This window comes from Janibacter sp. CFPM2_SD2 (genome assembly GCF_057364645.1).
In genome coordinates this window covers 1-12,774 of record NZ_JBNFOF010000078.1, presented here as the reverse complement: position 1 = coordinate 12,774, position 12,774 = coordinate 1, and the positions used below count along the sequence as shown (strand labels likewise).

At 72.3% G+C, this 12,774-nt stretch carries 11 protein-coding genes and 4 pseudogenes; 10 read left to right on the top strand and 5 right to left on the bottom strand.

Annotation, left to right across the window (positions count from 1 at the left end; translation table 11 throughout):
• Both AC2W7J_RS09175 and AC2W7J_RS09170 read left to right on the top strand, forming a co-directional pair.
• Nucleotides 1-409 (top strand): annotated as a pseudogene (locus AC2W7J_RS09175) (amino acid deaminase/aldolase); the annotation flags it as partial.
• Nucleotides 406-1,715, top strand: a pseudogene (locus AC2W7J_RS09170) (D-arabinono-1,4-lactone oxidase). The pseudogenes AC2W7J_RS09175 and AC2W7J_RS09170, both read left to right, overlap by 4 nt.
• Nucleotides 1,716-1,718: 3 nt before the next feature.
• On the opposite strand, the pseudogene AC2W7J_RS09165 reads toward AC2W7J_RS09170, so the two are convergent.
• The 5 genes and pseudogenes from AC2W7J_RS09165 to AC2W7J_RS09145 all read right to left on the bottom strand — a co-directional run bounded on the left by AC2W7J_RS09165 (nt 1,719) and on the right by AC2W7J_RS09145 (nt 7,389).
• Nucleotides 1,719-2,818, bottom strand: a pseudogene (locus tag AC2W7J_RS09165) (2-oxoacid:ferredoxin oxidoreductase subunit beta).
• A pseudogene (locus tag AC2W7J_RS09160) lies at nt 2,815-4,691 on the bottom strand (2-oxoacid:acceptor oxidoreductase subunit alpha). The pseudogenes AC2W7J_RS09165 and AC2W7J_RS09160 overlap by 4 nt, the downstream one beginning before the upstream one ends.
• A gap of 122 nt (nt 4,692-4,813) precedes the next feature.
• Nucleotides 4,814-5,266, bottom strand: a complete 453-nt coding sequence (locus AC2W7J_RS09155) for a hypothetical protein (RefSeq protein ID WP_485982166.1) — start codon at nt 5,264-5,266, stop codon at nt 4,814-4,816.
• Nucleotides 5,263-5,691, bottom strand: a complete 429-nt coding sequence (locus tag AC2W7J_RS09150) for a DUF4870 domain-containing protein (RefSeq protein ID WP_421007224.1) — start codon at nt 5,689-5,691, stop codon at nt 5,263-5,265. Before AC2W7J_RS09150 ends, AC2W7J_RS09155 begins: the two co-directional genes overlap by 4 nt.
• A gap of 192 nt (nt 5,692-5,883) precedes the next feature.
• Nucleotides 5,884-7,389 carry a M28 family metallopeptidase gene (locus AC2W7J_RS09145; protein WP_427802203.1) on the bottom strand — a complete coding sequence of 502 codons (1,506 nt, stop codon included), beginning with the start codon at nt 7,387-7,389 and terminating at the stop codon, nt 5,884-5,886.
• Nucleotides 7,390-7,520: 131 nt separating this feature from the next.
• On the opposite strand from AC2W7J_RS09145, the gene AC2W7J_RS09140 reads away from it, so the two are divergent.
• The 8 genes from AC2W7J_RS09140 to AC2W7J_RS09105 form a co-directional block, all read left to right on the top strand.
• Nucleotides 7,521-7,877 (top strand): NADH-quinone oxidoreductase subunit A, encoded by a 357-nt coding sequence (locus AC2W7J_RS09140; protein WP_255185293.1) that lies wholly within the window; start codon nt 7,521-7,523, stop codon nt 7,875-7,877.
• A gap of 27 nt (nt 7,878-7,904) precedes the next feature.
• Nucleotides 7,905-8,468, top strand: coding sequence for an NADH-quinone oxidoreductase subunit B (locus AC2W7J_RS09135; protein WP_303708370.1), 564 nt, complete (start codon nt 7,905-7,907; stop codon nt 8,466-8,468).
• Nucleotide 8,469: 1 nt separating this feature from the next.
• Entirely contained in the window at nt 8,470-8,994 is a 525-nt protein-coding gene (locus AC2W7J_RS09130; protein ID WP_485982165.1) for an NADH-quinone oxidoreductase subunit C, read from the top strand.
• Nucleotides 8,991-9,947 carry a complex I subunit 1/NuoH family protein gene (locus AC2W7J_RS09125; RefSeq protein WP_255185295.1) on the top strand — a complete coding sequence of 319 codons (957 nt, stop codon included), beginning with the start codon at nt 8,991-8,993 and terminating at the stop codon, nt 9,945-9,947. Before AC2W7J_RS09130 ends, AC2W7J_RS09125 begins: the two co-directional genes overlap by 4 nt.
• Nucleotides 9,948-10,128: 181 nt before the next feature.
• Nucleotides 10,129-10,470 (top strand): 4Fe-4S binding protein, encoded by a 342-nt coding sequence (locus AC2W7J_RS09120; RefSeq protein WP_485982164.1) that lies wholly within the window; start codon nt 10,129-10,131, stop codon nt 10,468-10,470.
• A gap of 61 nt (nt 10,471-10,531) precedes the next feature.
• Nucleotides 10,532-10,972, top strand: coding sequence for an NADH-quinone oxidoreductase subunit J (locus AC2W7J_RS09115; protein WP_485982163.1), 441 nt, complete (start codon nt 10,532-10,534; stop codon nt 10,970-10,972).
• Nucleotides 10,969-11,268: an NADH-quinone oxidoreductase subunit NuoK gene (nuoK, locus tag AC2W7J_RS09110; protein WP_421007218.1), complete on the top strand. Its 300-nt coding sequence runs from the start codon at nt 10,969-10,971 to the stop codon at nt 11,266-11,268. The genes AC2W7J_RS09115 and nuoK overlap by 4 nt, the downstream gene beginning before the upstream one ends.
• A partial coding sequence (locus AC2W7J_RS09105; RefSeq protein WP_485982162.1) for an NADH-quinone oxidoreductase subunit 5 family protein occupies nt 11,268-12,774 on the top strand: 1,507 nt, incomplete at its 3' end. The genes nuoK and AC2W7J_RS09105, both read left to right, overlap by 1 nt.

Genomic DNA, 12,774 nt, shown 5'->3' with positions numbered 1-12,774 from the left:
CCGGGGTCGGGGGCTCATCGGGCCGACCCTCTTCGACGGCTACGACGCCTTCACCCCGCAGCCCCGCGGTCGGCTTCGCCGCTGCCCGTCGTGCGCCGCCCGGCCCGCCGACGTCGTCACCTGCTTCTCCGGTGGCCACGCGCCTCCGGCCCCGCGGGCGACTCCCCGGGTACCGACCCCGGTGCACCCCGCCGGGCTCTCGCTCGTCGGGACCGAGGGTGCCGGTGAGGTGCAGACTCCGGTGCGCGGCAAGGCTGCTCGCGACCTGGCGATCGGTGACCGGGTGTGGTGGCGGCATGCCAAGGCCGGCGAGCTCGCCGAGCGCTTCGCCGAGTACGTCGTCATCAGCGGAGGAGAGGTGGTCGACGTCGTGCCGACCTACCGCGGCGAAGGGAAGTGCTTCGGATGAGGTCTCGCCGACGGCACACGTGGTCCAACTGGGCCGGCAATGTCACGGACAGCGCCGAGGCGGTGGCCCCGCGCACCCCGGAGGAGGTCGCCGAGGCAGTCCGCTCCGCGGCGGGCGAAGGGTGGCGCATCCGCCCCGTCGGCAGCGGCCACTCCTTCACGGCCATCGCGCAGGCCGACGAGCTGCGGCTCGACCTGCACCACCTGTCGGGCATCGTCTCGGCCGACCGGCACACCGGGCGGGTCCGGGTGCTGGCGGGGACCCCCCTTCGCATCCTCAACCAGGCCCTCGACTGGCTCGGGCTGGCCATGCCCAACCTCGGCGACATCGACGCCCAGACCCTCGCCGGTGCGACGTCGACCGGCACCCACGGGACCGGCGCCGGGCTGCCGGGGCTCGCCGCGGGCATCGTCGGGCTGCAGCTCGTCACGCCCGACGGGCAGGAGCGGTGGGTCGACGAGAGCGACCCGGAGCTCTTCGGGGCGGCGCGGGTCGGGCTCGGCGCGCTCGGCGTCGTCACCGAGATCGAGCTCGCCTGCCTGCCCGCCTACCGGCTGCGCGCCGTGGAGTCGCCCGACGAGCTCGACGTCGTGCTGCCGCGCATCCAGGAACACTTCGACGCCCACCGGCACTTCGAGATGTACTGGTTCCCCGGCACGGGGCGGGTGCAGACCAAGGCCAACGACCTCGTGCCCGACGAGGTCGACGAGCCGCTGCCCGAGTGGCGCCGGCGGCTCGACGACGAGCTGCTCTCCAACACGGTCTTCGGCGCCGTCAACCGCGTCCTCGCCCACGCGCCGCGAGCGGTGCTGCCCTTCAACGCCGTTGCCGCCCGGGCGCTGTCGCAGCGCTCCTACACCGCGCCCTCGCACGAGGTCTTCGTCACGCCGCGGACCGTCCGCTTCGTCGAGTCGGAGTACGCCGTCCCGCGCGAGGCGGTCGCCGACGTGCTCACCGACCTGCGGGCGTGGGTCGAGCGTCGGCGCGAGCCGATCAGCTTCCCCGTCGAGGTGCGGGTCGCCGCGCCCGACGACATCTGGCTCTCGACGGGCCACGAGCGGGCCAACGCCTACGTCGCGGTGCACCAGCACGTGCGGGGCGCCGACCCGACGGCCTACTTCGCGGCCTTCGAGGAGATCGTCGCGGCCCACGCGGGCGCCCGCACTGGGGCAAGCTGCACACCCTCGACGCGGAGCGGCTGGCCGCGCTCTACCCGCGGCACGGCGACTTCGTCGCCCTGCGCGACCGGCTCGACCCAGACCGGATCCTCGCCAACGACTACCTGACGAGGGTCCTCGGCGACTGAGGGCTACTCGACGGTCCAGGTGTCCTTGCCGTGGAGCAGCGCCTGCAGGTCGTCGTCGGTGGCCGGGCCGCCGGCGAGGTCGACCGCGGACTCGACCTGCGCGCGGGTCTGGTCGTCGTAGGTCGGACGGTCGACGGCGCGGAAGATGCCCATCGGCACGTGCGTCATCGACTCGGAGTCCAGCCGGCTGATCGAGAAGGCCTGGCTCGGGTCGGACAGGGTGACGTCGTGGACGACGACCTGGTCGGCCAGCCCCTGCTCGGAGACCTCGGCCTCCGGCACGAAGCGGACGGACCCCCCTTCGCCACGGACCAGCAGCTCGCGCTCGCCCTCGTCACCGATGGCGACCGGCTCGCCGTCGCGCAGGTGCACCAGACGCGCCTTCTGCTGCTCGACGTCCTTGATCAGCTCGAAGGCGCCGTCGTTGAAGATCGGGCAGTTCTGGTAGATCTCGACGATGGACGTCCCGCGGTGTGCCGCAGCGGCCTTGAGCACCTCGGTGAGGTGCTTGCGGTCGGAGTCCATCGTCCGCGCGACGAAGGTGCCCTCGGCACCGAGCGCCAGCGAGATGGGGTTGAAGGGGGCGTCGACCGAGCCCATGGGGGACGACTTGGTCACCAGGCCCGGCTGCGAGGTCGGGCTGTACTGGCCCTTGGTCAGGCCGTAGATGCGGTTGTTGAAGAGCAGGATCGTCATGTTGACGTTGCGCCGCATCGCGTGGATCAGGTGGTTGCCACCGATCGACAGGGCGTCGCCGTCACCGGTGACGACCCACACCGACAGGTCGGGGCGGCTCGTCGCCAGCCCGGTCGCGATCGCCGGGCGCGCCCGTGGATCGAGTGCATCCCGTAGGTGTCGAGGTAGTAGGGGAACCGCGAGGAGCAGCCGATGCCGGAGACGAAGGTGATGTTCTCCTTGCGCAGGCCGAGCTCGGGCAGGAAGCCCTGGACGGCCGCGAGGATCGCGTAGTCACCGCAGCCGGGGCACCAGCGCACCTCCTGGTCGGAGGCGAAGTCCTTGCGGGTCTGCTTCTCGCCCTCGGGGAGGGTCGGGACGCCGGCCGTGCCGGACGCCACCGTGGGGATGCCGAGATCGATGCTCATGCCGTGACCTCCTGGAGGGCAGCGTCGATGACCTCGGCCAGGTCGGCGACCTTGAAGGGCAGACCGCGGACCGAGGTGTGGGACCGGACGTCGACGAGGTACTTCGCGCGCAGCAGCATCGCCAGCTGACCGAGGTTCATCTCGGGCACGATGACGCGCTCGTAGCGCTGGAGGACCTCGCCGGTGTTGGCCGGGAAGGGGTTGAGGTGGCGCAGGTGCGCGTGGGCGACGCTCTTGCCGGCCGCGCGCAGGCGGCGGACCGCCGCGAGGTTGGGCCCGTAGGTCGAGCCCCAGCCGAGGACGAGGACCTTGGCGTCACCGCTCGGGTCGTCGACCTCGAGGTCACCGATGGAGTCGGCGATCTTGTCCACCTTGGCCTGGCGGGTGCGGACCATGAGGTCGTGGTTGTCGGGGTCGTAGGAGATGTTGCCGGTGACCGCGTCCTTCTCGATCCCGCCGATGCGGTGCTCGAGGCCGGGGGTGCCGGGCACCGCCCACGGCCGGGCGAGGGTCTCCTCGTCGCGGACGTAGGGGTGGAAGGTCGGGTTGCCCTTGGCGTCGGTGGCATTGGGCTCGCTGGCCAGCTCGACGGGGAAGGACGGCAGGTCGGCGACCTGCGGGACCTGCCACGGCTCGGAGCCGTTGGCCAGGTAGCCGTCGGAGAGCAGGAAGACCGGGGTGCGGTAGGTCGTCGCGATGCGCACCGCCTCCAGCGCCGCGTCGAAGCAGTCGGCCGAGGTCTGCGGCGCGACGATCGGCACCGGCGACTCGCCGTTGCGACCGAACATCGCCTGCAGCAGGTCGGACTGCTCGGTCTTCGTCGCAGACCCGTCGAGGGTCCGCCGCGCTGCACGTCGACGATGACGAGGGGCAGCTCGAGGCTCACCGCGAGGCCGATCGTCTCGGACTTCAGGGCGACGCCCGGGCCGGAGGTCGTCGTCACGCCGACCGCACCGCCGAAGGAGGCACCGAGCGCGACGCCGATGCCGGCGATCTCGTCCTCGGCCTGCACGGTCGTCACGCCGTGGCGCTTGAGACCGGAGAGGCTGTGCAGGATGTCGCTCGCCGGGGTGATCGGGTAGGAGCCGAGCACGAGCGGGCGGCCCGCGCGGTGGGCACCGGCGACGAGGCCGAGAGAGAGCGCGGTGTTGCCGGTGATGTTGCGGTAGGTGCCGGGCGGCGTCGGCGCCGCGGCGACGGTGAAGGGGACGGCGAAGTCCTCGGTCGTCTCGCCGTAGTTCCACCCGGCGCGCAGCGCGGCGAGGTTGGCGGCGAGGATGTCGGGCTTGGCGCCGAACTTCGAGGCGAGGAAGTCCTCGGTGGCCGTCGTCGGACGCGAGTACATCCACGACAGCAGGCCGAGGGCGAACATGTTCTTCGCCCGCTCCTTCTCCTTGCGGGTCAGGGTGTCGAAGTCCGCGAGCGCCTCGACGGTGATCGAGGTCAGCGGCACGGCGTGCACGTGCCACGACTCGAGGCTGTCGTCCTCGACCGGGCTGGTCGTCCAGCCGACCTTCTTGAGGTTGCGCGTCGTGAACTCGTCGGTGTTGACGATGATCGTCGCGCCGCGCGGCACGTCACCGAGGTTGGCCTTGAGCGCCGCGGGGTTCATCGCGACGAGCACGTCGGGGGCGTCGCCGGGGGTGAGGATGTCCCAGCTGGCGAAGTGCAGCTGGAAGGAGCTGACGCCGGGGATCGTGCCCTGGGGCGCGCGGATCTCGGCGGGGAAGTTGGGCAGGGTCGACAGGTCGTTGCCCAGCGCCGCGCTGTCGGCCGTGAACCGGTCGCCGGTCAGCTGCATGCCGTCGCCGGAGTCGCCGGCGAAGCGGATGATGACGCGGTCCTTGGCCTGGGTCGTCGCAGTACTGCTCATGATGGGTGGTCGTGCCCCTCGCAGGTCGGTCGTGTCGCGGGCGCTCCCCGGACATCTGTCATGGTAGGTCCGCGGCCTCCGGGCCAATCAATCGGTCACGTTATGAGATGGATAACGCGCCGTTATGCAACGAGGGTGGCCTGGGTGGCGTCGGGCAGGCGCAGCCCCAGGACCTCGCCGGTCGCGAGGCCCGTCAACCGGGGCAGGAGCAGCTCGACGACGGTCGAGGGCTGGTGGTGCATCGGCTTGGTCTCGGGGTGCGGGTGGTAGACGAGGCCCTCGACCTGCTCGTCGCCGCGAGTCACCGTGCACCCCACGAAGGAGAAGGTCTCCGGCGGGTGCACCTCGGTCCAGTCGACGTCGACGAAGGTCCACCGCGGCTCCCGCAGCACGAGCCGGTGCGGGGCGAGGTCGACGTTGACCGTCGCCATGACGAAGGGGGACAGGTCCAGTCCGCGGGCCGCGAAGTGCGGCGCCTGCAGCTCGATCGTCCCCGCGGCGAAGGGGGAGCCGCTCGCCCGGCCGGAGGCGACCCCGTGCCCGGCGACGACCACCCCCTTCGCCTGCTGGGTCACTTGACCAGCTGCGGCGTCATCGGCGGGGTCCACCACTCGCCGTTGTTGGCCTTGACCGCACCGAGCACGTGGATGACGGTCGCGACGACGATGACGAGCGGGTAGAGGATGAAGCCGACGAGCAGCAGCATGAGCACGCTCGAGGCGAGCAGCAGGATCGCGGTGATGATCTGCACGTTGAGGCTGTTGGCCGCGTGCGCCCGCACGAAGGGGCCGCGGTCCTTGTAGACGAGGTAGATGACGAGCGACCCGACGAAGCCGAGGGTGCCGGCGCTCAGCGGCAGCAGCACGGCCGGCACGAGGTGGGCGATCATGCCGAGGTTGCGCTCCTCGGTCGGTGACATCGGGGCTGGCGTGTAGCCGGGGGGCGGCGGGGTCTGGCCGGGGAAGCCCTGCTGGGGCGGGAGCTGCGGGTGCTCGCTCATGGGGTGTACCTCCTGTGGTCTCGGCACGACTCTGCCGTGGACGGGCCCGCGGCCAATGCGGCCCGCCGCCGGACCGGTCGGGGGACATCCCCCCTTCGCCTGGTCCAGCGCGGGCCCCGGCACGACGAAGGGGGCGCCCCGGCACCGTGGATCCACGGTGCCGGGACGCCCCCCGTCGGGACGGGTCCGCGGTCAGGCCGCGTCGACGTCCTCGGGCAGCACGGTCGGCGCCGGCTTGCCGGACTTGCCGCGGCTGGTCTTGCCGTTGATGTCCGCCGTCGACTGGGCGAGGGTGATCGTCGCGTGGGCGATCGCATCGCTCATCGTGTCGAGGGCCTCCATGTTGACGTTGGAGATGTCGTCAGCGGGGGTGTGGTAGTTCGGGTCGTAGATGACACCGGCCTCACCGCCGAACTTCTCGACCTCCTCGGGGGTCTTGACCCCGTCGGCGCCGGTGAAGAGACCCGACGCGGGCACGCCCGCGGCGATGAAGGCGGAGTAGTCGCTGCGACCGGAGAACTCGGTGTCGACCCACGCCTGGTTCGTGCCGTCGAAGTAGTCGGTGAAGACCTCTTCGGTGGCGGCGGAGCCGGCCGGGACCTCGACCGGGGCCTCGTAGGTCGACTCGTCGGCGTCGTAGACCCCGATGATGTGGTTGGGCGAGGCGATCATGTCGAAGTTGAGGTAGGTCGCGATGTCGTCCAGAGCGGCCGGGTCATTTTCCTGCAGGTCGGCCACGTAGTGGTCGGAGCCGAGCAGGCCGAGCTCCTCGGCGCCCCACCAGGCGAAGCGCACCTTGTTGTTGAGCTTGTTGACCTTGCCCAGCTGGACCGCGGTCTCGAGGATGCCGGCGCTGCCGGAACCGTTGTCGTTGATGCCGGGGCCGTCGCCGACGCTGTCGAGGTGCGCGCCGAGCATGACGACGTTGTCGTCGCGCCCGCTCGTGGTCTCCGCGATGACGTTGAAGGTCTCGCGCTCCTCCATCGTCTTGGTCAGCACGAGCTTCATCGTCACCGGGCCGGCGGCCATCTTGGCGAGGAGGTTCTGGCCCTCCTCCTGGGTGACGCCGGTGGCCGGCGCGCTGTCGGGCTCGACGCCACCGAGCGTGCCGTTGAGGGTGCCCGGCGCGTTGTTGTAGATGATCACCGCGGAGGCGCCGGCGGCCTTGGCGGCGATCGCCTTCTCCGCGAAGGAGCAGGTGCCGCGGCTGACGAGCGCGATCTTGCCGGCGACGTCGGCGCCGGCGTAGTCACCGGCGGTGCAGCCGATGGCCGTCGTCGGCGCGGCGAGGGTGGCCGTGACCCCGTCGTCGGGCGTCGGCTGGCTGTAGGACATCTCGACGGCGTCGACGGTGCGCGCCTCGGGCGAGATCTCGGTCAGGCTCGAGGAGTGGACCTCCTCGTAGACGAAGGAGAAGGGCTGCCGCTCCGTCGTGTAGCCGGCGTCGCGCAGGGTCTTCTCGACGTAGCGGGCGCTGGCCTCGTAGCCGGAGGTCCCGGCGCCGCGGTTGCCGTCGTTGGCGTCGGCGATCTCCTGGAAGGCCTCGAGGTGCTTGTGGACGTTCTCGACCGTGACGGCCTTCGTCATCTTCTTGCTGTTGTTGGGGTTGCTTGCCTGGGCCGGACTGCTGGCGAGGGTGGTGAGTGCCAGGGCCGCGGTCGCGGCGGCCGCGGTAGCGGCAGCGGTACGTGATCGCACGATGGTTTCCTCCGGTAGGCCGGCGGGCGCCGTTTGCCCGCCGGTGTGACGCAGACCATAGGGGTGGCGTCGGCGCTGCGGGGGATTACGGGGTCCCCTCGTCGGCGGGTGGGCGTGGATAGGGTGCGGGGGTGGATGGATACCTCGTCGTCGCCGGCACCCTCGTCGTGGGTGTGCTGCTCGTCGTCGCGGCCTACACCGCGCGGCGGCTCATCGCGCCGGCCGCGCCCACCCGCGCCAAGCTGACGACCTACGAGTCGGGCGTCGACCCCGTCGGGCAGGACTGGGCGCAGACCCAGGTGCGCTACCTCGCCTACGCCTTCCTCTACGTCGTCTTCGCCGTCGACGCCGTCTACCTCTTCCCGTGGGCGCTCGTGCTGCGCAGCGACCTCGGCCCGGTGAGCCTCGTCGAGGTCGCGATCTTCATCGGCGTCGTGCTCATCGGCCTCCTCCACGCCGTGCGCCGCGGCCTGCTGCGGTGGACGTGAGGTGATCTCGTGACGACCGACCTGCCGATGCCGCGCGTGGGCCCCGTCGGGGCCCATGCCCCCAAGCCGATGAAGGTCGTGCTCAGCTGGGGCCGGCGCTACTCCCTCTGGGTCTTCAACTTCGGTCTGGCCTGCTGCGCCATCGAGTTCATCGCCGCGTCGATGGCCCGGCACGACTTCATCCGGCTCGGGGTCATCCCCTTCGCCCCGGGCCCGCGGCAGGCGGACCTCATGGTCGTCTCCGGCACGGTGACGGACAAGATGGCGCCGGCGATCCGTCGCCTGCACGACCAGATGCCTGAGCCCAAGTACGTCATCTCCTTCGGCGCCTGCTCCAACTCCGGTGGCCCCTACTGGGACTCCTACTCCGTGACGAAGGGGGTCGACCAGCTCGTCCCCGTCGACGTCTACGTGCCCGGCTGCCCGCCGCGCCCGGAGGCGCTCCTGCACGGGATCCTCACCCTCCAGGACAAGATCGCCGCGGAGTCGCTGACGACCGCCGGGATGCGGGCGCGCTATGCCGGGCACCGGTCCGCCGGTGCCGGTGAGGTGCGCCGCGGCCTGCTGCGACGACCGACGAAGGGGGCGTGACGTGCCCCAGGAGGACCTCACCGTCAGCCCGCTGGAGTGGTTGCGCGCCGTGCGCGACGCCGTGGACCGCGGCTACACCTTCTTCGACTGGCTGAGCGCCGTCGACGAGACCGACCGCGAGGAGCACCCCGGTCTCGACATCGTCTGCCACCTCGTCGACCCGCGCCCGACGCCCGAGCGCGACCAGCGCACTGCGCTCCTGCGCACCCGGGTCCCGCTCGGCGACAGCCTGCACAGCATCACCGGCATCTTCGCCGGGGCGGCGTGGCACGAGCGCGAGACGCACGAGATGTTCGGCCAGGACTTCACCGGCTTCGTCGACGGCACCGGCCTCGGGCTGCGGCCGCTGCTCCTACCCGACGGCTTCGAGGGCACGCCGCTGCGCAAGTCCTTCGTCCTCGCCTCGCGGGCGACCCGCCCCTGGCCCGGCGGCAAGGAGCCGGGGGAGGGGCACTCGAGCAAGTCGCCGAGCCGCCGCCGCGTCACCGCGCCCGGTGTGCCCGGCCCGCAGTGGGGGCAGGGATGAGCCTGCTCGAGATCACCCTGCGCTCGCTCGCCTCCCTCGCCGCGGTGCTCGTGCTCCCGCTCGTCGCCGGCCAGACGGAGCACAAGGTCATGGCGCACATGCAGGGCCGGCTCGGCCCGATGTACGCCGGCGGGTTCCACGGCTGGGCCCAGCTCGTCGCCGACGGGGTGAAGTTCGTCCAGAAGGAGGACATCACGCCGGCCGCCGCCGACCGCGGCGTCTTCCGCCTCGCGCCGGCCGTGGCGCTCGTGCCCTATGTCATCGCCATGGCCCTGCTGCCGATCCACCCCGGGGTCGCCGCCGCTCAGGTGCCGGGCAGCGTCCTCCTCGTGCTCGCCGTGACCGGGGTCGGGGTGCTCGGCACCCTCATGGCCGGCTGGGCCAGCGCCAACAAGTACGCCCTCGTGGGCGGGATGCGCTCTGCCGCACAGCTGCTCGCCTACGAGCTGCCGCTCGTCCTGGCCGTCGCCTCGGTGGCCATGGCGGCGGGCACGCTCTCGCTCGCCGGCGTCGTCGAGGCCTGGTCCCCGTGGTGGCTGCTGTGGCAGCTGCCCGGCGCGATCGTCTTCCTCGTGGCCGCGACCGCGGAGCTGCAGCGACCCCCCTTCGACGCACCCATCGCCGACAGCGAGGTCGTCATGGGCCCGTGGACGGAGTACACCGGGCTGCGCTTCGCCTTCTTCATGCTCGCCGAGTACGCCGGCATGGTCGTCATGGGGCTGCTCTTCGGGATCCTGTGGCTCGGCGGCTGGCAGGGCCCCTTCGCCGACCACCTCGGCTGGCTGTGGACCCTGCTCAAGGGCGGCCTCGTCGTCCTGCTCATCATCTGGATGCGGGTGTCGTGGCCGCGGCTGCGCGAGGACCAGCTGCAGCGGCTCGCGTGGACCGTCCTCGTCCCGCTGGCCCTGGCCCAGCTCGCCCTGACCGCCGTGGGAGTGGTGATGACCGCATGAGCACCGACCGCAGCTTCGTCCCCGGGCTCGTCAAGGGCATGGCGACGACCGCCCGCCAGATGATGCGGCCGCCCCACACGGCCGAGTACCCCGACGTCGCGCCGGAGCTGCCGGCCCGCTCCCGGGGCGTCATCGCCCTCGTCGAGAGCAACTGCACCTCGTGCATGCTCTGCGCCCGGGAGTGCCCCGACTGGTGCATCCACATCGACTCGCACAAGGAGGAGGTCCCTCCGGCGAGCGAAGGGGGCGCGCCCGCCAGCGCAATGTCCTCGACCGCTTCGACATCGATTTTTCGCTGTGCATGTACTGCGGCATCTGCATCGAGGTCTGCCCCTTCGACGCGCTCTTCTGGAGCCCGCAGTTCGAGTACGCCGAGACCGACATCCGCGACCTGCTCCACGACAAGGAGCGCCTCGGCCAGTGGGCCGCCGACGTCCCGGCCCCGCCGGAGCTCGACCCCGCCGCCGCCGAGGCCCCCGAGGTGAGCGCCGCCAACAAGCCGGCGCGCAAGGGGCGCCGATGACGGGCCTCGACCTCGCCTTCGCCGCGACCGGTCTCATCACGGCGGCGGCGCGGCCCTGGCCGTGACGACCCGTCAGGTGGTCCACGCCGCGCTGTGGCTCGTCGTCGCCCTCCTCGGGCTCGCCGGCTGCTACCTCTCCTCGCGCGAGCTCGTCGCCCTCGTCCAGGTGCTCGTCTACGTCGGCGCCGTCGTCGTGCTCGTCATCGTCGCGCTCATGCTCACCCGGGCCCCGATCGGGCCGCGCACCGAGCACTCGACGAGCCGTGCCCACCGGCTGCTCGCCGCGCTCGTCGGGCTGCCGGCACCGGCGGCCTGCCTCGCCGCGGTGCTGCTGCCGATCGCGGTGCCCACGCAGGTCCGCCCCGGCGGCACCGACGAGCTCGCCCGGCAGATCTTCTCGACCTGGGTGTGGCCCTTCGAGCTGCTCTCGCTGCTGCTGCTCGCGGCGCTCGTCGGGGCCTTCGCCGTCGCCGGACTGACGACCGACCGGGAGCGCCGATGATCCACAGCGCCGGTCCCTACCTGCTCGCGAGCGTCCTCGTCGCGCTCGGTGTCTACGGCATCCTCGCCCGGCGCCATGCCGTGCTCGTCCTCGTCGGCGCCGAGCTCGTCCTCGCCGGTGGTGGGTTGCTGCTCGTCACCGCCGGGGCCCTCGGCAACGACGCGACCTGGTCGGGCCAGGTCCTCACCCTCTTCGTCATCACCATCGCCGCCGCCGAGGTCGTCATCGCCCTCGCCGTCATCGTCGCCGCCTACCGCCGGCGCGGCCACATCGACCTCGCGCAGGACGCCGAGTGATGGCCTGGTCCCTCGTCGTGCTGCCCCTGGCCGCAGCGGTGCTCACCTTCCTCGTCGGACGCAGCGGGCCGCTGTCCGCCCTCACCGGCGTCGCCGGCGGCGTGGGCACGCTCGTGCTGTCCGTCATCGCGCTCGCCGGCGCACCCGCGGGGGTGCGGGGCGCCCCCTTCGCCGAGGAGCACGCCACCGGACCGGGCCTCGTCATGGGCGGCACCGACCTCCCGCTGGGTCTGGGCCTGTCGGCGACGAGCGCCTTCCTCGTCCTCGTCGTCGCCCTCGTCACCGCGCTCGTGCAGGCCTATGCCGCGTGGTACCTCGCCGACGACGACCGGCGCGGCGCCTTTCACGCGACCGTCGCCCTCTTCAGCGCCGCGATGGTGCTCGTCGTCCTCTCCGCCGACCTGCTCCTCACGGTCGTCGGCTGGGAGGTGATGGGCTGGTGCTCCTACCTGCTCATCGGCCACTGGTCGCGTCGCGAGCGGCCGCGGCGGGCCGCCCACGCGGCCTTCATGGTCACGCGGGTCGCCGACATCGGGCTGCTGCTCGGCACCGCCGTGCTCGTCGCGGGCGCCGGCACGACCGCCCGCGCCGACGTCATCGACCACTGGACCTCCGCCGCGGCCGACCCGACCGCCCGCTCGATCGCCCTCGTCCTCGTCGTCGTCGGGGTGCTCGGCAAGTCCGCGCAGATCCCCTTCCACCACTGGCTGCTCGACGCCATGGAGGGCCCCACCCCCGCCTCCGCACTCATCCACGCGGCGACGATGGTCGCCGCCGGCACCGTCGTGCTGACCCAGCTGCTCCCGCTGCTGCTGCGCTCCGACCCGGCCCGGGCGCTCCTCGGCCTCTCGGTCGCCGCGACGATGCTGCTCGCCGCCCTGTGCGCGCTCGTCGAGCCCGACCTCAAGCGGCTGCTCGCGTGGTCGACGATCAGCCAGGTGGGCGTCATGCTGGCGCCGCTCGCGGCCGCCGGCAGCGGCCCGACGGCCGGCGCCGCCCTCGGGCACCTCTACGGCCACGCGATCTTCAAGGCGCTGCTCTTCCTCACCGTCGGCTGGCTCGCCACGACGCGTGGCTCGACCGCGCGCGTGCCCTCGTCGGCAGCGGGCGGCCCACCCCGTCGGGCTCGCCGCCTGGGCGGCCGGGCTCGTCTCCCTCGCGGGCATCCCGCTCGTCCTCGGTGGCCTGACCAAGGAGCACGTCATCGCCGCCGTCGGGAGCGACGTCGGCAGCCGCGGCCCGGTCGCCGCGATCGTGCTCGTCGCCTGCTCGCGACGACGGTCGTCACCGCGGCCTACGCCACCCCGCGCCCTGCTCGTCGTCGCCCTCGGCGACGAGGGCCGGGTGCGCGACCGGGCGGTCATGCCGACCGCGGTGGCCGGGATCCTGCTCGTGCTCACCGCCGCCAGCATCCTCGGTGGCTTGGCCCTCGGGCCCCGGCTGCCCGACGCGGGCAGTCCCGCTCGCGCTGCTCGCCGTCGTCCTCGTGCTCGTCGTGCCGCACGC